Source organism: Pigmentiphaga sp. (assembly GCF_019689535.1).
Taxonomy (GTDB): domain Bacteria; phylum Pseudomonadota; class Gammaproteobacteria; order Burkholderiales; family Burkholderiaceae_B; genus Pigmentiphaga.
Genome location: NZ_JADGHH010000055.1, coordinates 1 through 19,495, shown reverse-complemented (window position 1 = coordinate 19,495; position 19,495 = coordinate 1). Strand labels below are relative to the sequence as shown.

Here is a 19,495-nt window from a genome sequence, read left to right as displayed (position 1 = left end):
GGGCGGACAGGAGAGCACGTGGATGGGTGGGGAATCGCCTTCTTCGAAGGGGCAGGGGTCCGGCACTTCGTGGACCATGAGCCCGCGCTGGTGTCGCCGGTGGCAGATCTGATCCGGCGCTATCCGATACGCTCGCGCAATGTCATCGCCCACATTCGGAAGGCGACGGTCGGCAGGGTGGCTCTGGAGAACTGCCACCCTTTCGTGCGCGAGCTATGGGGCCGATATTGGGTGTTCGCGCACAACGGCGACCTCATCGACTATCACCCGCGGCTCGATGGTCCGTATCGTCCCGTCGGTGACACCGACAGCGAACGCGCGTTCTGCTGGATCCTGCAAAACGTGAGCCGGCGGTTTCCCAGCCATCCCGGCGCCGAGGCGCTGGCCGAAGCACTGGGCGAGCTGACCGCCGGGATCGCCGCGCACGGCACGTTCAACTACATGCTGTCCGACGGGGCGGCGCTGTACGCGCATTGTTCGACGCGGCTGCACTACATCATCCGCCAACATCCGTTTGCCACCGCAAGCCTGTCGGACGATGACATGACGGTAGATTTCTCCGAAGTGACCACGCCCGACGACCGCGTCGCCGTCATCGTCACCGAGCCGCTGACCGCGAACGAGGCCTGGCGCGGCTTCGAGAAGGGCGAGTTGAGGGTGTTCGTGGACGGAGCTCCCGTGCTGGCCCGGCGCGTCAGCCCGTAGCCCGGCGCGGCGGGCGCCGAGCGCTCAGGCGGGCGATCGCTCGGCAGCGAGGGAGCCTGCCATTTGTTCCAGGAAATCCAGCATCAGCTCGCCTGCCAGCTGGGCGTCGTCCGCCGTCATGGTTTCGAGCGGATTGTGGCTGATGCCGCCGTTTCCGCAGCGGGTGAACAGCATGGTGATCGAGGTGGCCTCGGCCATTTTCATGGCGTCGTGCCCCGCGCCAGATGGCAGTTCCAGCACGGGCAAGCCACGTTCGGCGATGGCGCGCGACCACATGTCCATCTGCTTGCGGGCGCAGGGCGCGGCTGCGGCGCGCACCAGTTCTTCGGTCGTCGCGGAAACCCCGCGGCGCGCGCAGATGGCGGCGATCTCCCGCTCGATGTCGGCCAACGCCGCGTCGCGCACGGCATTGTCGGCAGCCCGGATGTCGAGCGACAGCGTGCAGGTTCCCGGGATGACGTTGACCGACCCCTCGGGCACGTTCAGGATGCCGACCGTGCCCACCAGCGAGGGCGCTTGCGCGCATCGCCGCTCGACTGCCAGCACGATTTCCGCCGCAGCGCATGCGGCGTCGCGGCGCATGTCCATGGGGGTGGTGCCCGCGTGGCCCGCCACGCCGGTCAGTGTTACGAGGCGACGCACGCTGCCTGCGATTGACGTCACCACGCCCACCGGAAGATTGCGCTCGAGCAAGACGGGGCCTTGCTCGATGTGGACTTCGAAATAATGCACGAGGCGGGATGTGTCTGCAGCGGCCTTGCCCAGCTGCTCGGGATCGAGCCCCGCCAGCTGCATGGCTTCCCGCATGCTGACGTTGGAGGCGTCGAGCGCGTCGAGCAGGTTCGCGTCGAAGCGCCCGATGTAGGCCGATGACCCCAGGAACGTGCTGCCGTAGCGCACGCCCTCTTCCTCCGCAAAGGCCACGACATCGAGGTCGAAGGGGAAACGTCGATTGCGGCGCTTGAGGTCGGCCACGACGGCGATGGGTAGCAGCACGCCCAGGCGCCCGTCGTACTTGCCCGCGTTGCGTACGGTGTCGTAATGACTGCCGGTGGCGAGCAAGGGCGGCGAAGCGTCGGTGGGGGCGGCGCGGTACCGGCCCACCACATTGCCGGCCGCGTCCTGGTAAACGCTGTCGAAGCCGGCCTCTGTCATCCAGGCCTGGATGCGCGCCGCGACGGCGCGGTGGGCGGGCGTCAGGTACGTGCAGGTGAGATGGTCGGGCGAATCGGAATGCACGGCGAGCGCCTCGGCCCACGCCATGACTGCATCGCCGTAGGGGCGCGTGAGCGACAGACGGTCCGCCAGCCGGATTTCCGCGATGCGGTCGATTTGCCGCAAGGCTTCCGCGAACTCTTGGTCGGGCGCATTGCGCAGCCTGCGCTCCATCGCCGCCATGATGTCGTAGCGGCTCAGTCCGGCACCCGTGGGGCCGCGCACCGCGATGATGAACGGAAAGCCGAAGCGGCTGTTGTAGGCGGCGTTGAGCTGCTGCAGCAGTTCGAACTCCTCGGGCGTGCACTGCGTGAGCCCGGCACGCGCCTGTTCGCCGGCGGAGTCTTCGGTGAGCTGGCCGGCCACGGCCGCGCGGCCAGCGAGCTCGGGGTGGGCGCGTATGAGCGCCAGTTGCTTCTCGCGGCTGGCCTCGCGCACCGTCTGGGCGAGGGCGTACTTGAGTGCCGCGACTGAAGCGAACGGACGCTTGGCGGCCGTGCGTTCCAGTACCCAGGGGCTGTGCTCGTACAGGCCGTCGAGGAATTGCACGAAGCGCGCGGCGCTGGTGGCGTTGAGAACGTCGAGGGTGAGGGATGCGGTCATGGTTGAAATCACTCCCCGGCGATGGCGGCCGGAGCGTACGGGTGTTCCTGCTTCCAGTGCCGTGCGATGTCGATGCGGCGGCACACCCAGACGTCCGGGTGCTTCTCGATGTGGTCGAGGAAACGCTGTAGAGCCCGGAAGCGGCCAGGCCGGCCGAGCAGCCGGCAATGCATGCCGATGGACATCATGCGCGGCTTGTCTGCGCCTTCGGCGTAGAGGACGTCGAACGCATCGCGCAGGTATTGATAGAAATGATCAGCCGTATTGAAGCCCTGTGGCGTGGCAAAGCGCATGTCGTTGGCATCGAGCGTATACGGGACCACGAGGTGAGGCTTGCGCTCGCCGGAGGAGGTCTCGACCTCGGTCCAGAACGGCAGGTCGTCGCCGTAGTAATCGCTGTCGTACAGATAGTCGCCCTGTTCGACCAGCAGTCGGCGCGTATTGGGGCTGTCGCGGCCGGTATACCAGCCGAGCGGCCAGGCCCCGTTGGTCAGCCGGCGAATGATTTCCGTGCCGCGGTGCATGTGGTCGCGCTCCGTGGCTTCGTCTACGTTTTGGTAATGGATCCAGCGCCAGCCGTGGCAGGCAATCTCATGGCCCTGCTCCAGGAAGGCGGCCGTTGCCTCGAGGTTGCGTTCGAGCGCCATGGCGCAACCGAAGATGGTGAGCGGCAGGTGCCTGCGTTCGAACTCGTGCAGAATGCGCCACACGCCGACGCGGGATCCGTATTCGTAGATGGAATCCATGCTCATGTGGCGCGCGGGATATGCCGCGGCGCCGATGATCTCCGACAGGAACTGCTCGGAGGTGGGGTCGCCATGCAGGACGTGGTTCTCGGCCCCTTCCTCGTAATTCAGCACGAATTGCACGGCGACGCGCGCGCGATTGGGCCAGCGGGCGTCGGGGAGGTTGCGGCCGTAGCCGATCATGTCGCGGGGATATGCATTCATGGCATGTGCAGCGAAAGGTGGGAACGCGCACCTCATGCGGGAGCATGCCTCGGCGTTCCCGCGAGGAGTCAGGGGTGCGCGTTTTTGATGTCGTCGTCGATGAAACTATATACACTTTTGTCTGCGCCAAGAACCATCGCCTGCATGCGCCTTGCTCCATCTTCTCCATGAAAGGGTTTCCATGGGAAAACTGACCACCCACGTCCTTGATACCGCCAACGGATGTCCTGCAGTCGGGATGCGCGTCGCGCTGTACCGCCTGGTCGACGACCAACCTGTTTTCCTGCGCGAGGCCGTCACCAATCACGACGGGCGCGTGGATGCGCCGCTGGTCGAAGGGGATGAATTGGTGGCAGGCGTCTACCGCCTGGCGTTCGAGGCGGGTGAGTATTTCGAACGCAAAGGGCTGTCGCTACCCGAGCCGCGCTTCGTGGGCCGCGTCGTGCTTGACTTCGGCGTTGCCGATCCCGCCCAGCACTATCACGTTCCTTTGCTCGTCGGCCCCTGGAACTGGAGCACCTACCGGGGTAGCTAAGGCCCGGGAGCAGGCCGCACGCACGCGACGATCTGCTCGCGCAGCCATTTGATGGGGCCGTCGCGCCGGGTGCGCGGATGCCACAGCAGGTAATACTGCAGCGGCGGCAACGGCAGCGGGAGTGGCACGACTCGCACGGGCAGCGAGCTTTCGAAGAACGCGGTAAAGCGCCTGCCCGTGGTCAATAGCAAGTCGGTTTGGGTCAGGACGTAGGGGATGAGGCTGAATACCGGGCACTCGAGCACGATCTCCCGTGCGTGTCCCAGGCGTGCCAGCAGCGCATCTACGGTGCTGCGCAGCCCGGGACGCATGGCAGTCGGCGCGGCGTGCCGGGCTTGCAGGTAGGCCTGCACTGTCAGGGGCCGTCGTGCCAGAGGATGGTGATTGCCCATCATGACGACGAGTTCGTCTTCCATCAGGGGCAGGCGATGCAATTGCGCGGGGGGGTCGGGCCAGTTCGCGATCACCAAATCCAGTCTTCCGTCCGCAAGTTTCTGCGCGTAGTCCAGGTCATCGGTCAGCGGATGCACGCTCAGCGACAGGCTGGGCGCCAAGGCGCGCAGGCGGCCGGCCAGGCGCGGCAGCAGCATGGGGTCGAGGTAATCCGGGGCGGCCAGATGCAGCACGCCACGGGCTCGCTGGGGGTCGAAGTCGGCAGCCGGTGCAAGGAAGTGCTCGGCCTGTGCGAGCAATTCGCGTGCAGGCGCTTCGAGGGATTGCGCCGTGGCGGTCGGCACGACCCCTCCGGGTCCGCGGACGAAGAGCACGTCGCCGGTTAGCCGGCGCAGGCGGGCCAATCTCGTGGAAAGCTGGGGCTGCCCCATGCCCAATCTTATGGCGGCGCGTGAAACGTTCAGCGTGTCGAGCAGCGTGACGAAGGCCTGGATATCGGTCAGGTTGAGCTGCGACAGGTCGGTGCCTGCGAGGCTGGCCGGAGTGGGGGAGTGCGGCATGGCGTGTCCCGCCTTTCATTCGCAGAGGCGAATATTGATTATATGGATATACAGATGATAACCGGCCGCAAGGCGCGTATGTTTGAGAGGAAAAACGCCCCGCGGACGGCGGGGCGGCACTCCTGGTAGAACGCTATGTCTTCCGATCTTTCCATTGAGGCGGAATCACCCGCCGTGCAGGTGCGTCCGGTCCGTTTCTGGCATGGGCGGCGGCGCGTCGAGCTAGACGGCCTGCCACCTGCGTTGACGGTGCTGGAATGGCTCAGAGAGGCAGCCGGCTGCTGTGCGGTCAAGGAGGGGTGCGCCGAAGGGGACTGCGGCGCGTGCACGGTAGCCGTGACCGACCTCGACGCAAGTGGCCGGCCCCGGACCCGCGCCATCAATGCCTGCATCCAACCCGTCGCGACCTTGGACGGCAAGGTGCTCGTGACGGCCGGCGACATCGGCGCGCCCGGCGCCCTGCATCCGGTGCAGCAGGCCATGGTGGATTGCCACGGCTCGCAGTGCGGCTTCTGTACGCCGGGCATCGTGATGTCGCTCTACGCCTTGTACGAAACCAAGCGCTGGGCCGGTGACGCATGCGTGACACGGGCCGAGGCGGTGCGGGCCTTGTCGGGCAACCTGTGCCGCTGCACGGGGTATCGTCCCATCCTGGATGCCGCGCAAGCCATGTGCCGTCCGCCTTGGCAAGGCGAGCCCGAGGACGAACTCAAGGGGCGACTGGAGCAGGTGGCGACCGACGACGGGGCGTGGATGCCGGCCGAAGCGAAGGCTGGGTTCGACGGCCACGGGCGAGGACGGTTTTTCGCACCGCGCACCCTCGCACAATTTGCAGCCTTGCGCGCTGCCTGGCCGGAGAGCCGCATCGTGGCCGGCTCGACCGATGTCGGGCTGTGGGTGACCAAGCAGCATCGTAGCCTCGGCGACCTGCTCTGGATAGGTGGCGTCCGTGAGCTGGCGGTCATCGGGAGGATGGAGCGCGACCCCATCGCGACCGAACGCTGGGGCAAGGAAACGGCGAGCCTGGAGATCGGCGCGGCCGTGACAGTGTCCGAAGCCTGGGACGCCTTGGCGCCGCTTTTTCCGGATTGCGCCGAATACTTCGATCGTTTCGCCTCGGTGCCCGTGCGCAACGGCGCAACCTTGGTCGGTAACCTTGCCAACGGGTCGCCGATCGGCGACGCAGCGCCCTGGCTGATTGCATTGGGCGGCTCGGTCGTCCTGCATCGGCAAGGTACGGAGCGCGTATTGCCACTCACGGAGTTTTATCTCGGATACCAGAAAAACGCATTGCAGCGCGGCGAGTTCGTGCGTGCAGTGCGCGTGCCGATTCCGGGTCCCGATGTTGCCGTGCACGCGTGGAAGCTTTCCAAGCGCCCGGAACAGGACATCAGTGCCGTGGCCGTTGCGACGGCGCTTCGGGTGGAAGGAGGACGCATCGCCGCGGCGGGCATCGGCGTCGGCGGCATGGCCGCGGTATCCAGCCGCGCGTCCAATACCGAGCGAGCCTTGGTCGGGCTCGCCGTCGACCGGCTCGGGTCGCGTGATAGCGCGGAAATGCGGCGGGTTTGGCAAACCATGCACGACGAGTTCGAGCCTATCGATGACCACCGCGCCAGCGCGGCATATCGGCGGCGGGCCGCGGCCAATCTGGTGCTGCGCTCATGCCTGGGCCTTGCCGGCGGGGCCGGGGTGCTGCGCATTGGTAGCTTGGCGCCTTTGGAGGTATAGCCATGAATGCGCCGGACCATCCGGGGATTTTCAACGTGGAGGCCGAACCGGCCTCGTGCGGCACGCCGGCGCGGCACGAGGCGGCGCACCTGCACGTCAGTGGGCAAGCCCTGTATGTGGACGACCTGCCCGAGCCGCGCGGCACGCTGTTCGTGGCTCCCGTCTTGTCGAACATTGCGCACGGCCGGCTGCGGGGCATCGACGCTTCGGCCGCCCTGGCCATGCCAGGCGTGTTGCGGGTGGTGACCGCATCGGACTTGCCTGCCGGCAACGTGCTCGGCCCCAAGCATGACGAACCCGTCTTGCCGGTCGATACGGTGTCGTATCTGGGGCAGCCGGTTGCCCTGGTGGTCGCCGCCGGCGCAAAGGCGGCCCGGGTCGCCGCCCGGGCGGTCAAGCTCGACATCGAGCCGCTGCCGGCCATATTGACCATCGACGAGGCCCTGGCGGCCCAGTCTTGGGTGCTGCCGCCGGTGCACCTGGTCGAAGGCGATGTCGACGCCGCGCTGGCCGCCGCCCCGCATAGGCTCGAAGGAGAGATTGCCTTGGGTGGCCAGGAGCAGTTCTACCTGGAGGGGCAGATTGCGTTCGCCCTGCCGGGTGAAGACGGCACGATGAAAGTGCTTTCTTCCACCCAGCACCCGGGGGAAGTGCAGCACTGGGTCGCTGACGCGCTAGGCGTACCTGCGCACTCGGTCCAGGTCGAGTGCCGGCGCATGGGGGGCGGCTTCGGCGGGAAAGAAACGCAGGCCGGGCATGTCGCGGTATGGGCCGCGGTGGCGGCGAAGGTTTGCAACGCGCCATGCAAGATGCGCCTCGATCGCGACGACGATTTCCTGATCACTGGCAAGCGCCATCCTTTCATCGGGCGCTGGAAGGTCGGCTTCGACGACGCGGGCCGCATATTGGGCCTGGACTTGCTGCAGGCTGCGGCCTGCGGCTTTTCGGCGGACCTCTCCGGCCCCATCGCCGATCGCGCCATCTTCCATGCCGACAACGCCTATTATTTGCCCGCGGTGGCGATCCACAGCTATCGCTGCAAGACGAACACGCAGTCGCATACGGCTTTCCGGGGCTTCGGTGGACCGCAGGGCATAGGCATGATCGAAGCCGTGATGGACGACATCGCGCGCCATCTCGGTCTCGATCCCCTGGCCGTGCGGCGCGTGAATCTTTACGGGGAGGCGCCGCGCGACCGTACGCCCTACGGCATGCAGGTGACCGACAACATCCTGCCGCAATTGATCGCGCGCCTCGAAGCCGATTGCCGGTACGCCGCCCGACGCGCGGCCATCGACGCATGGAATGCGGGCAGCCCGGTGATCAAGCGCGGCCTGGCGCTCACGCCCGTCAAGTTCGGCATTTCGTTCACCGCCACGATGTTCAACCAGGCGGGGGCTTTGGTGAACGTCTATACGGATGGTTCGGTGTCCGTCAACCATGGCGGGACGGAAATGGGGCAAGGGCTGCACACCAAGGTGTGCCAGATCGTTGCCGACACCTTGGGCGTGCCTCTCGAGCGCGTGCGCATCACGGCTACCGATACCGGCAAGGTGCCCAATGCTTCGGCGACTGCGGCATCGAGCGGCACGGACCTGAATGGGCGCGCGGCCGAATTCGCGGCGCGGGAAATCCGGGATAGGCTCCGCGCCTACGTTGCCGGAAAACATGGCATTGATGTCTCCGACGTGTCCATCCGCCACGGCAAGGTGAAGATTCCGGGTGCGGAACTGGAGTTTGCCGAGGTCGCCAAGGCCGCCTACGCTGCCCGCATCGCGTTGTGGTCAGACGGCTATTACGCCACGCCGAAGATTCACTACGACCCGCAGACGCTGCGCGGCATGCCGTTCTATTACTTTGCTTACGGCGCCGCGGCAGCGGAAGTAGCGGTGGACCTCCTTACTGGCGAAACCAAACTATTGCGCGTGGACATCCTGCACGACGTGGGGCGGTCCATCAATCCCGCCATCGACCTCGGGCAGGTCGAAGGGGGATTCGTGCAGGGCGTGGGCTGGCTGACATCGGAGGAGCTGGTGTGGACCCGGGACGGGCGGCTCGCCACGCATGCGCCGTCGACCTACAAGATCCCGACGGCCGGCGACGTCCCCGCCGAATTCCGCGTCGCATTTTGGCCCGAGCCCAATCGCGAAGACAACGTCTACGGATCCAAGGCCGTCGGAGAGCCGCCTTTCATGCTGGGCTTTGCGGCCTTCTTCGCCATACGCGACGCCGTGGCCGCCGCCAGGCGCGAGCGCGGTCGCTACGGGCCCGTGCCTTTGTCGGCGCCCGCGACGCCCGAAGCAGTATTGCGGGCGGTGGAGCAATGACGGGCGCTCCGCTATTGCCCGAAGGGCTGGCTGATTTCGCGCGCACCGCACCCGGGCCGTTGTGCCTGGTCAGGATACTGGGCGTGCGGGGCAGCGTGCCGCGCGGCACGGATGCAGCGATGCTGGTGGCCGGACAGGGCGTGGCCGGCACCATAGGGGGCGGCCATCTTGAGTACGAAGCAATCCGGCATGCGCGAGCCCTCTTGGCGCGGAGCACCGAGGAGGGCGTCGCACCGGCCGATGAAATCCGCCGATTCGCGCTCGGACCCAGCCTGGGGCAGTGTTGCGGCGGCAGCGTGGAGCTGGGATTTTCCGTGGTGTTCGATCCTGCCGCTGCGGTGCCCATGCTGTCCGCGATGGAGGCACGGCCGCACGAGCTCTGGCTCTATGGCGCGGGCCACGTGGCCCGCGCGCTGGTCCACGTCATGCTGCCGCTGCCGTTCCGGATCCGCTGGATCGATACGCGCGACGACGTTTTTCCCGAACCGTTGCCCTCGCACGTGCGACCTGTATCGACCGACGATGCCGCATCGGAAGCGGCGACGGCGCCGGCCGGAGCCCTGCATCTCGTGATGACCCATAGTCACGCATTGGACTTCGACATCGTGCGCACTGTCTTGGAGCGGGGCAATGCGGCATATTGCGGTCTCATCGGCTCGGCGACCAAACGGGCCACCTTCGAGCGCAGGTTGCGCGCACGCGGCATGGACGAGGCCAGCATCGCCCGCCTGACGTGCCCGGTGGGGCTGCCGCATCTGTCGGGCAAGCTGCCCGGCGTGATCGCGGTGTCGGTCGCCGCCCAGCTGCTGGCGGTGGTGCAGGCGCTCAAGGACGCACAAAAGTAGGTCCGATCATTCGCCCGCCCCTATGTAAGCAAACGGCAACCAAGGCGCTCAGCGTGGCTTCTTGCCGCATCATGCGGCCGCGGCAGCCTGCGGCGGAAGCACGGAGTGATCCATGTTCCGTAGGATGTACATCACGTAGACCACCGTCAACCCGGTAAAGGCGTAGTTGACGATGGAATTCGAAATGTTCAGCTGGTTGTATCCGTCTACGCCGTAAAGCAGGAGCGCGACCACCCGCACCAGGATGGTGGCGACTTCCCGCAGCATCAGGAAGGCGGTGAATTTATAGAAGTGCCCGATGTTGACCGAATGCCCGTATAGCTGCTTGGCGCGATCCCGGGGCATGCCCATGCGATGGGCATAGTCGATGAAAAAGAAAATGCCGAAGGGGCGCTTGGCCGCCATGGTCAAGGCGTAGAACACGATGGTCGCCGCGCTGAGCCACACCGGATTCCAGATGGCTTGCGTTGCCGTCGACGAGAGTAGGTTGACGACGAGGTTCAGGGAGATCATCACGAGCAGGAATACGCCCGAGATGCTCCATGTTTTCTCGATGAGCACGGTGGCCGCCGTATAGACGAGGCCCGGCACCAGCCCCAGGGTGATCAGCCAGTAGTCGCTGATTTGCCCGCGGAAGAGATTCCAGCCGAGAAGGGGAATGACGAGATAGACCAGCAGATCGATGAGGATGCGTGTTTTTTTCATGGCGCTAGCCGGCTGGTCCTCGTGAATCGGGCAATGGGGGAGTTTGCTGGCGCACGGGCTGCTGCGCGGGGTGCTGGCGGGGTATGCGGGGCTGGCTCCCGCCGCGCTGGCTTTCGAGTGCAATGCCTGGGGCAAGCCTGCCCTAAGCTCCCGTGCGCAAGACCGCTTCCCGGTCCACTTCAATTTGAGTCATACCCGCGGCATGGCTGTCCTGGCCGTTTGCCTCGATGCAGAGGTCGGCGTAGACGTTGAGCGAGTCGATGCCGGCATCGATGCGCTGGCGCTGGCGGATGCGAACTTTTCCCAGCGCGAGCGGGCGCTGCTGCACGCATGCGTCGGCATGCGGAGGGCGGAGTGCTTCACCGAGATATGGTCGCTGAAGGAAGCATGGGTCAAGGCCCTGGGGCGCGGCTTGTCCGTCCCCCTGGATGGCTTTACCGCCCAAGTCGATGGGCGGCCACCCCACATCGTCGATCACGCATCCGGCGGCGACGTCCGTGCGGCATGCGCGTGCCGGCTCTATGCGCCCGAGGACGGCTACCGGCTTGCCGTTGCGGTGCCGGGGGTGCGCGGCGAGGCGCTCTCGGTAAGGGCCTGGACGGGCCTGCCATTGTTGGGTTTTGCCCCGGCCGGGGCGTTCCCAGCATGGGCCGGGCCTGGGGCGGGCGCGGCGGCGCGAACCGGTCCGGCGTGTAGTTCTTCTGACGGAAGCAATGTTACCCATGGTCGCAAGATTGAATACCGTTCTTCATGACCGCCGTCCGAGCGGGCGCAGGCACCTGAGAACCGGCTTGCGGATGGTGCCCGCATTGATGGCAGCTGCGTTGGCGGCGGCGCCAGCGCCGGGGTGCGCGGAAGATCTCTATGAGATCTACCGCATGGCCCGCGAGGCCGATCCCACGCTGGCCGCGTCCGATGCCACGCGCAAGGCCACCCATGAAGGCGTGAATGCGGCACGCTCGGCTTTCCTGCCGCAAGTCAATGCCACCTATACCGCGGCACGGCAGAATACCGGCGAAAGCACGACCGCGCCGACCGAATTCAACAATACGTGGTTGCTTTATTCCAGTACATATACCCGCGGCAGGAGCAGCGCCGCTGGCATCAGCCTGGACATCCAGTTGTTCAATTGGTCCAACGTCACGACGCTACGCGGGGCGCAGGCCTCGGCGGTGGGAGCGGATTACTCCTACGACGCAGCGTCGCAGGACCTAGCCGTGCGCACGGTCGAAGCCTATTTCAACGTGCTGACGACGTCCGAGCAGCTGGAGTTTTCCGAAGCCTATGAAAAAGCCCTGGCCTTGCAGCTCAAGCAAGCCAGGGAGTTGTACCAGGCGGGCATGGCCACGGTGACCGACGTGCACCAGGCACAGGCGCAGTACGACAACGCGGTCGCACAAAGCATCACCGCCCGCAATTCCGTCCAGATGGCCCGGGAGAGCCTGAGCCAGATCATCGGCAAGGACTTCGGGCCCTTGAAGCCGTTGCGCGATCGGATCCCGTTGCTGCGTCCGGATCCGGACGACATGGAAGCATGGGTGCGGCTTGCGTATGAGCGGAATCCTCAACTCGCCGCGGCGGACAAATCGGTAGAGGCGGCCGACTACAAGGTCAAGACCGCCGCATCCGGACACCTGCCCACGCTGACCGGCACGATCCGGCGCACGATGACGCGTGTTTGGGGGACGGAGACGGGTGAAACCATTCCGCCTGGCTACGAATACTCCTGGACCCGGACCGGCAATACGCTGGTGGGCGTGACGCTCACGATACCGATTTACGCCGGAGGCCTGACCACGGCCCAGACGCGCGAGGCCATGTACCAGCGCTACGCAGCGCAGGACCAGCGTGAGGCCGTGCGGCGCGCGGTGGCCGCGAATGCGCGCAACGCTTACCGCAGCGTGATCTCGGGCATCAGCCAGGTGGAGGCCACGCGCGCAGCGGTGGAGTCGGCACAGTCCGCGCTCGACGCCTCGGTGGCGAGCTATCGGGCCGGAAGCAAGACCATACTGGACATCCTGACCAGCCAGGCCAATCTGCTCAATGCAAAGATCGCCTATTCGGTGGCGCGTCACCAGCTCGTGTTCAGCAATCTCTTGCTGAAACAGGCGTCGGGAATCCTGGGTGAAAGCGACGTGGTCGCGATCAACGCGTTGCTGCAATGAGTGCGTTGGCGCAGGGGTGCGAGCCGGGCGGCTCACTAGCGCCGGAGCGTGCGGGCCGGCGCGCTTGCCTCAGGCCTTGATGGCCTCGAGTTCTTCCTGCAGGCTCAGCCACGCCTCCTCGAGTTCACCCAGCCGTTTCTGCAGGTCGCCGTGCTCGGCCAGCACGCGCAGGCGTTCGTCCCGGCGGGCGTCTTCGTAAAGGCCCGGGTCGGCGATCAGCGCATCGAGCTCGCGCTTGCGTTGCTCGAGCTTCTGCATCTCCTCTTCCACCTTCTTGAGTCGCGCCTCCAGCGGTTTGCGCAGCGAGGAGAGCCGCTGCCGGGTTTCGGCTTCGAGCCGCCGCTGCATCTTGCGGTCGACCGGCGTGTCGGCCGCAGCGTAGTCCTGCATCGGCGCGGTCTCGACGCCGCCCTGGCGATTGACCAGCCAGTCGCGGTAGTCCTCCAGGTCGCCGTCGAATTCGCGCACGCCGCCGTCGCCGACGATCCAGAAGCTGTCCACGGTGGTCCGGAGCAAGTGACGGTCGTGCGAGACGAGGAGCATGGTGCCCTCGAACTCGGCCAGCGCTTCGGTCAGGGCTTCCCGCGTGTCCACGTCCAGGTGGTTGCTGGGTTCGTCGAGCAGCAGGAGGTTGGGTTTCTTCCACACGACCAGCGCGAGGGCCAATCTGGCCTTTTCGCCGCCGGACATGGGACCGACCTTGGAGAGGGCAAAGTCGCCGGAAAAGCCGAAGCCCCCCAGGTAATTGCGCAGGTCCTGCTCGCGCGCTTCGGGCGCGAGGCGCGCCAGGTGCAGCAGTGGCGAGGCTTCGGTGTCGAGCATGTCCAGCTGGTGCTGGGCGAAATAGCCGACTTCCAGCCCCCGGGCGGCCTTGCGTTCGCCCGCGAGCGGGGTGAGTTCGCCGGCCAGGGTCTTGACCAGCGTGCTCTTGCCTGCGCCGTTGGCCCCGAGGATGCCGATCCGCGCGCCGGCACGCACCGACAGCGTCACGCGGTCGAGGATGGGCTTGCCGGGATAGCCCGCCTGCACGCCGTCGAGCGACAGCAAGGGGTCGGGCATGTGGTCAGGGGAGGGAATGCGGATGTCGATGCCTGCGGCTGCCCGTACCGGCGCGAGTGCCTGCATCCGGGCCAGTGCCTTGACCCGGCTCTGGGCCTGCTTGGCCTTGGTGGCCTTGGCCTTGAAGCGGTCGATGAAGCTCTGCAGGTGAGCCGCCTCGCGCTGCTGTTTTTCGTAGGCGATCTGGCTTTGGCGCAGCCGCTCGGCGCGCTGCGTCAGGAAGTCCTCATAGCCGCCCTTGTAGCGTACCAGCTTGGCCTGGTCGAAATGCAGGATGGTCCGCGCCACCGCGTCCAGGAATTCGGTGTCGTGCGAAATCACGAGCACCGTACCCGGGTAGGCCGCCAGCCATCGCTCCAGCCATAGCATGGCGTCCAAATCCAGGTGGTTGGTCGGTTCGTCCAGCAAGAGCAAGTCCGACGGCGCCATCAGCGCCCGCGCCAGGTTCAGCCGCATGCGCCAGCCGCCCGAGAAGCTGGCCACGGGTTGGCGGAATTCGTGCTGGTGGAATCCCAGGCCGACCAGCAATTGCTCGGCGCGGGACTGGGCCGAAAACGCCCCGGCATCGGCCAGTTCGGCTTCCAGTTCGGCCAGCCGCAGGCCATCGAGGTCGGCATCCACGGCGTCGCGCTCGGCCTGGAGGCGACGCAGCCGGGTGTCGCCGTCGATGACGAAATCCAGCGCCTCGCGGTCCGTATCGTGGATTTCCTGGGCGATGGAGGCGATGCGCCAGCTGGCCGGGATCTCGAGCTCCCCGGCATCCGGATCGAGCTGGCCGTTCAGGAGGGCGAACAGCGTGGACTTGCCGGCGCCATTGGGCCCGACGATGCCGACGCGTTCGCCCGGGTGGACCACGAAGTCCGCGCCTTCGAGGAGGACTTTGGTGCCGCGCCGCAGCGTAATGCCTGATGCCCGTATCATGCCGTCGCCTCAGACCAATTGGTCCTGCCTGAGTAGCAGCACTTTGTCGTCTCCGCCGGAGGTGCTCAGCCAAATGGGTTCCAGCTGCGGGAAGGCCTGTTCGAAATAGGCCTTTTCATGCCCTAGCTCCAGCACCAGGATGCCGTGCGGCTGGAGGTAGTCCGCCGCCTGCGCGAGCAGCGGCCGGATCAAGTCCATGCCGTCCGCGCCGCCGGCGAGCGCGATGCTGGGCTCATGGCGGTACTCGGGCGGAAGGGCATTCATCGAACTTGTGTTGACGTACGGCGGATTGCACAAGATCAAATCGTATTGTGCAGGGGGCAGTTGCTCGAACAGGTTCGACTGGTAGAGGGCGATGCGGTCTTGAAGGCCGTAGTCGTCGACATTGATGCGCGCGACATCCAGGGCGTCTTGCGATATATCGACCGCATCCACCTGGGCGTGCGGGAAGGTCTCGGCTGCGGCGATGGCAAGGCACCCGGAGCCGGTGCACATGTCGAGCACCCATTCTACGGAGTAGGGGTCGTCGATCCAGGGGGCGAGCCCGTCGTCCAGCAGTTCGGCGATGTAGGAGCGTGGCACGATGACGCGTTCGTCCACGTAAAAACGTCGGCCGCGCAGCCAGGCCTCATGGGTCAAATAGGGGGCGGGCCGGCGTTCCGTGATGCGGCGTTCGATGATGTCCAGCACCGCCTGGCGCTCGTCGTCGAGCACGGCGGCGTCGATGAAAGGTTCGAGCCGGTCGATGGGCAGGTGCAGCGTGTGCAGGACCAGGTAGACGGCTTCGTCATAAACGTCCAGGGTACCGTGGCCCAGCGCGATGCCGGCGGCATTGAACCGGCTGACGGCGTAGCGGACCAAGTCGCGGACAGTGCGCAGCGGATGGTAGTCGAGGGCGGGCATAGGGAGTCCAGATTCAACATGCCCCGGCGCTGGCCGTGCCGGAGCGGCCGGGGAGCGGCGCGGGAAGCGCAGTTTTCGTTTCAAGTCCTACGGCGCGGCCCCGGCGTGCAACTTCCGGCGCGTCGGGCGGGCCTTCATCTCAGCAACGCTTCCAGCGTGCGTCGGTAAATGTTCTTCAGCGGTTCCAGGCTGTCAACGGCAATGTGCTCATTGACCTTGTGGATGGTGGCGTTGACCGGCCCGAACTCCACGACCTGGGGACAGATCTGCGCAATGAAGCGCCCGTCGGACGTGCCGCCCGTGGTAGAGAGCTCCGCCTCGATGCCGACTTCGGCGGCGATGGCCTGCGCCAGGGCGCTGCAGAGCGTGCCGCGGGGGGTCAGGAACGGCAGGCCGCTCAAGGTCCAATCCAAGGTGTATTCGAGGCCGTGCCGATCGAGGATGGCCGCGACGCGGCTCTTCAGCTCATCGGCGGTACTGGCCGTCGAGAAGCGGAAATTGAAATCGATCACTGCCTCGCCGGGGACTACGTTGGTGGCGCCGGTGCCGCTGTGGAAATTAGAGATCTGGAACGTGGTGGGCGGGAAATATTCGTTGCCACGGTCCCACTCGGTCACCGCGAGCTCGGCCAGCGCGCCGGCGCACTGGTGGATGGGGTTGCGGGCCTTTTCCGGGTACGCCACGTGCCCCTGGATGCCCTTGACCACGAGCCGGCCGGACAGCGAGCCGCGGCGGCCGTTCTTGATGGTGTCGCCCAGCTGCACCGAGGAGGTGGGTTCGCCGACGATGCAGTAGTCCAACTGCTCGCCGCGGGCCGAGAGCCATTCGCAGACTTTCACGGTGCCGTCGGTCGCGGGGCCCTCTTCGTCCGAGGTGATCAGCAGTCCGATCGATCCGGGGTGGTCGGGACAATGCGCGATGAACTCCTCGGCCGCCACCACGAAGGCGGCGATCGAGCTCTTCATGTCGGCCGCCCCGCGCCCGTACAGGTTCCCGTCGACGATGGTGGGCACGAAGGGGTCGGTGTTCCATTTTTCGCGCGGACCGGGCGGGACTACGTCCGTGTGGCCGGCAAAGACAACCAGTGGGCCTTCGGTGCCGCGCCGCGCCCACAAATTGACCACTCCGCCTCCGGCGATGGTCTCGCAGGCGAATCCGCGCGCCGTCAGGCGTTCAATCAGCAAAGCCTGGCAGCCTTCGTCCTCGGGAGTCACCGAGGGACGGCGGATCAGCTCTTCAACCAGGGACAGAACGGAAGTAGTCATGGGGACGCGTTGGATGAAGGTCTATCAGGCGCGCAGCAAATCGTTGATGCTGGTCTTGGCACGGGTCTGCGCATCGACGCGCTTGACGATGACGGCGCAATACAGGCTGTACTTGCCGTCGGGCGAGGGCAGGGTACCAGGCACCACCACCGAGCCCGAGGGCACGCGGCCGTAGAGAATCTCGCCGGTCTCGCGGTTATAGATCTTGGTGCTCTGGCCGATGAAGACGCCCATGGAGAGCACCGAGTTTTCTTCCACGATCACGCCTTCGACCACTTCCGAGCGGGCGCCGATGAAGCAGTTGTCCTCGATGATGGTGGGATTGGCCTGCAGCGGCTCCAACACGCCGCCGATGCCCACGCCGCCGGAGAGGTGGACGTTCTTGCCGATCTGCGCGCAGGAGCCCACGGTCGCCCAGGTGTCGACCATGGTGCCCTCGTCGACGTAGGCGCCGATATTGACGTAGGAAGGCATCAGCACCGCATTGCGGGCGATGTACGAGCCGCGGCGCGCGACGGCGGGCGGCACCACGCGAAAGCCCCCTTGCTTGAAGTCGGCGTCGGTGTAGCCTGCGAACTTGCTCGGTACTTTGTCGAAGAACTGCAGGGGCGTGCCCGGGCCGGCGCCCATCACGACGTTGTCTTCCAGGCGGAAAGAAAGCAGCACGGCCTTCTTGATCCATTGGTGCACGAGCCAGTCGCCATTCTGTTTTTCGGCCACGCGTAGTTCACCCTTGTCCAGCGCGTTCAACACGTGATCGACGGCTTCGCGGATCGGCGCGGGAGCGGATGCGGGCGAGAGCGAGGCACGGTCTTCCCAAGCTTGTTCGATGATGTTCTGGAGGTCTTGGCTCATGGTCGGATATCCGGAAAAAAATCAGAGAAAGAAAGCGCCGCGCCGGAGCCCGGCCCGGTCCGCGGGCAAGGCAGGCCGGGCGTCCCGCGCCCCAGGAGGGCCGTAGGCATTCATGCCGTGCGGGGGGCAGCCAGCGAGCGGGCGTAGCGGGCCAGCCGGTGGGCGGCCTCGACGCATTCGTCCAGCGGCGCCACGAGCGCCAGGCGCAAGCGGTTGGCGCCGGGATTGCCGGCGCGCGTCTCGCGGGCCAGGAAGCTGCCAGGCAGCGCCGTGACGTTTTCCTGCGCCAGCAGGCCGCGGGCGAACTCCGCGTCGTCGATGGGCGTACGGGGCCAGAGATAAAACGAAGCCTGGGGGCGTTGGACGTCCAACACGTCCTGCAGGATCGGCAGCACGGCCTCGAATTTTTCTCGGTACATGCGCCGGTTCTCGCGCACGTGCTCTTCGTCGTTCCAGGCCGCGATGCTCGCTGCCGCGACGACGGCGCTCATGGCGCTGCCGTGGTAGGTCCGGTACAGCAGGAACCGGGCCAATAGCTTGGCGTCGCCGGCCACGAAGCCCGAGCGCATTCCCGGCACGTTGGAGCGCTTGGACAGGCTCGAAAACACCACGATGTTGTGGAAATCCGTGCGGCCCAGGCGGTGGGCGGCTTCGAGCGCACCCAGCGGCGGCTGCGATTCATCTAGGTAAATTTCGGAGTAGCACTCGTCCGAGGCGATGACGAACCCATACTTGTCGGCCTGCTCGAACAGGTACTTCCATTCTTCCAGGTCCATGACGTTGCCCGCCGGGTTGCCGGGCGAGCATACGTAGACCAGCCGGGTTTCGTTCCACTCTTCGTCCGACACCGAGGACCAATCGCAGCCGAAGTTGCGAGCCGGGTCGGCGTTGACGAAGGTCGGGCGGCCGCCTGCCAGCAGCGCCGCGCCCTCATAGATCTGGTAGAACGGGTTGGGGCACAGCACCCGCGGCCGTTTGGCATCGTCGACCACGAGCTGGGCGAAGGCAAACAATGCCTCGCGCGAGCCGAGCACGGGCAGCACCTGGGTATCGGGATCGACGGCCGGCAGCCCGTAGCGTCGTTGCAGCCACCCTGCGATGGCTGCCCGCAGGGCGGGAGAGCCTTTGGTCGGTGGGTAGCTGGAGAGGCCGGACAGATTCTGGCGCACGGCGTCTTCGATGAAGGCCGGCGTGGCGTGCTTGGGCTCGCCGATGGATAGGCTGACGGGGCGCAGGTTCGCGGGCGGCTCGACACCGGCGTACAGCGCGCGGAGCTTTTCGAAGGGGTAGGGCTGGAGCAGCCCGAGACGAGGATTCATGGGCGCGATTGTAACCTCGGCGCCGCGCTTTTTTGCCGCCGGGGTCAGGCCGCGCGCTTGGATTCCTGCCTGGTGCGCTCGCACGGCTCGGTAAACGTGTAGCCCACGCCCCGCACCGCCTGCAGCGGCAACTTGATGCCTCGATGCGCAGCCTTGCGGCGCAGGCGGCTCACCAGCACTGCCACATTGTGCGACTGGCGCAACCCGTCGCGCAGCGAGGTGTCCTGCCATTGCTCGAACGTCAGGACCCGGTTCGGCGCCAGCAACAGGAGGCTGATGAATTGCCATTCGGTCAACGTGAGCGGCAGGGCACGCTCTTGGGGGTCGACGAGGCGTCGCGGCGGCGCGGTGAGCCGCCAGGTGGCGGGCGGGGGCGGCGTTATTTTGGGCTGTGGCCGCGGCGCATCCAGGTGCTGGCGCAGGGCCCGCAGTACGGAGT

At 66.2% G+C, this 19,495-nt stretch carries 17 protein-coding genes; 7 read left to right on the top strand and 10 right to left on the bottom strand.

Going from position 1 to position 19,495, the window contains the following annotated elements; all coding sequences use genetic code 11:
• Window positions 1-705: class II glutamine amidotransferase (locus IRZ12_RS06980; RefSeq protein WP_296466231.1), on the top strand; the 705-nt coding region annotated here is incomplete at its 5' end.
• Window positions 706-729: 24 nt separating this feature from the next.
• Here IRZ12_RS06980 and IRZ12_RS06975 read toward each other — a convergent pair.
• Together IRZ12_RS06975 and puuE are read right to left on the bottom strand one after the other, a co-directional pair.
• Complete coding sequence (locus IRZ12_RS06975; protein ID WP_296466229.1) at window positions 730-2,523, bottom strand: allantoate amidohydrolase; 1,794 nt, start codon at window positions 2,521-2,523, stop codon at window positions 730-732.
• Between the two features lie 8 nt (window positions 2,524-2,531).
• Window positions 2,532-3,473, bottom strand: a complete 942-nt coding sequence (puuE, locus tag IRZ12_RS06970; protein WP_296466226.1) for an allantoinase PuuE — start codon at window positions 3,471-3,473, stop codon at window positions 2,532-2,534.
• 181 nt (window positions 3,474-3,654) lie between these two features.
• Between puuE and uraH the strand changes: the two genes are divergently transcribed.
• Window positions 3,655-4,008, top strand: coding sequence for a hydroxyisourate hydrolase (gene uraH, locus IRZ12_RS06965; protein WP_296466223.1), 354 nt, complete (start codon window positions 3,655-3,657; stop codon window positions 4,006-4,008).
• Here uraH and IRZ12_RS06960 read toward each other — a convergent pair.
• A complete protein-coding gene (locus IRZ12_RS06960; protein WP_296466220.1) occupies window positions 4,005-4,961 on the bottom strand; it encodes a LysR family transcriptional regulator in 957 nt (318 codons plus the stop codon). The two genes, uraH and IRZ12_RS06960, sit on opposite strands and share 4 nt — an antisense overlap.
• A 135-nt stretch (window positions 4,962-5,096) precedes the next feature.
• Between IRZ12_RS06960 and xdhA the strand changes: the two genes are divergently transcribed.
• The 3 genes from xdhA to xdhC are packed head-to-tail and all read left to right on the top strand — an operon-like array spanning window position 5,097 to window position 9,864.
• Window positions 5,097-6,692 carry a xanthine dehydrogenase small subunit gene (gene xdhA, locus IRZ12_RS06955; protein WP_296466216.1) on the top strand — a complete coding sequence of 532 codons (1,596 nt, stop codon included), beginning with the start codon at window positions 5,097-5,099 and terminating at the stop codon, window positions 6,690-6,692.
• Between the two features lie 2 nt (window positions 6,693-6,694).
• Window positions 6,695-9,019: a xanthine dehydrogenase molybdopterin binding subunit gene (gene xdhB / locus IRZ12_RS06950; protein WP_296466213.1), complete on the top strand. Its 2,325-nt coding sequence runs from the start codon at window positions 6,695-6,697 to the stop codon at window positions 9,017-9,019.
• A complete protein-coding gene (gene xdhC, locus IRZ12_RS06945; RefSeq protein WP_296466210.1) occupies window positions 9,016-9,864 on the top strand; it encodes a xanthine dehydrogenase accessory protein XdhC in 849 nt (282 codons plus the stop codon). Before xdhB ends, xdhC begins: the two co-directional genes overlap by 4 nt.
• 69 nt (window positions 9,865-9,933) lie before the next feature.
• On the opposite strand, the gene IRZ12_RS06940 is transcribed toward xdhC, so the two are convergent.
• Window positions 9,934-10,569, bottom strand: coding sequence for a hypothetical protein (locus tag IRZ12_RS06940; RefSeq protein WP_296466207.1), 636 nt, complete (start codon window positions 10,567-10,569; stop codon window positions 9,934-9,936).
• A 43-nt stretch (window positions 10,570-10,612) separates the two neighbouring features.
• Between IRZ12_RS06940 and IRZ12_RS06935 the strand changes: the two genes are divergently transcribed.
• Together IRZ12_RS06935 and IRZ12_RS06930 are read left to right on the top strand one after the other, a co-directional pair.
• On the top strand, window positions 10,613-11,323 hold the full coding sequence (locus IRZ12_RS06935) for a 4'-phosphopantetheinyl transferase superfamily protein (RefSeq protein WP_296466204.1): 711 nt from the start codon (window positions 10,613-10,615) through the stop codon (window positions 11,321-11,323).
• Between the two features lie 58 nt (window positions 11,324-11,381).
• A complete protein-coding gene (locus IRZ12_RS06930) occupies window positions 11,382-12,734 on the top strand; it encodes a TolC family outer membrane protein (protein WP_296466201.1) in 1,353 nt (450 codons plus the stop codon).
• 69 nt (window positions 12,735-12,803) lie between these two features.
• On the opposite strand, the gene IRZ12_RS06925 is transcribed toward IRZ12_RS06930, so the two are convergent.
• The 6 genes from IRZ12_RS06925 to IRZ12_RS06900 form a co-directional block, all read right to left on the bottom strand.
• Window positions 12,804-14,714 (bottom strand): ABC-F family ATP-binding cassette domain-containing protein, encoded by a 1,911-nt coding sequence (locus IRZ12_RS06925; RefSeq protein ID WP_296466198.1) that lies wholly within the window; start codon window positions 14,712-14,714, stop codon window positions 12,804-12,806.
• Window positions 14,715-14,723: 9 nt separating this feature from the next.
• Window positions 14,724-15,617: a 50S ribosomal protein L3 N(5)-glutamine methyltransferase gene (gene prmB / locus IRZ12_RS06920; protein WP_296466195.1), complete on the bottom strand. Its 894-nt coding sequence runs from the start codon at window positions 15,615-15,617 to the stop codon at window positions 14,724-14,726.
• A gap of 134 nt (window positions 15,618-15,751) precedes the next feature.
• On the bottom strand, window positions 15,752-16,882 hold the full coding sequence (dapE, locus tag IRZ12_RS06915; protein ID WP_296466192.1) for a succinyl-diaminopimelate desuccinylase: 1,131 nt from the start codon (window positions 16,880-16,882) through the stop codon (window positions 15,752-15,754).
• 24 nt (window positions 16,883-16,906) lie between these two features.
• Window positions 16,907-17,737, bottom strand: coding sequence for a 2,3,4,5-tetrahydropyridine-2,6-dicarboxylate N-succinyltransferase (dapD, locus tag IRZ12_RS06910; RefSeq protein ID WP_296466189.1), 831 nt, complete (start codon window positions 17,735-17,737; stop codon window positions 16,907-16,909).
• 110 nt (window positions 17,738-17,847) lie between these two features.
• Window positions 17,848-19,056 (bottom strand): succinyldiaminopimelate transaminase, encoded by a 1,209-nt coding sequence (gene dapC / locus IRZ12_RS06905; protein WP_296466186.1) that lies wholly within the window; start codon window positions 19,054-19,056, stop codon window positions 17,848-17,850.
• A gap of 44 nt (window positions 19,057-19,100) precedes the next feature.
• On the bottom strand, window positions 19,101-19,495 hold a 395-nt coding region (locus tag IRZ12_RS06900), incomplete at its 5' end, for a winged helix-turn-helix domain-containing protein (RefSeq protein WP_296466181.1).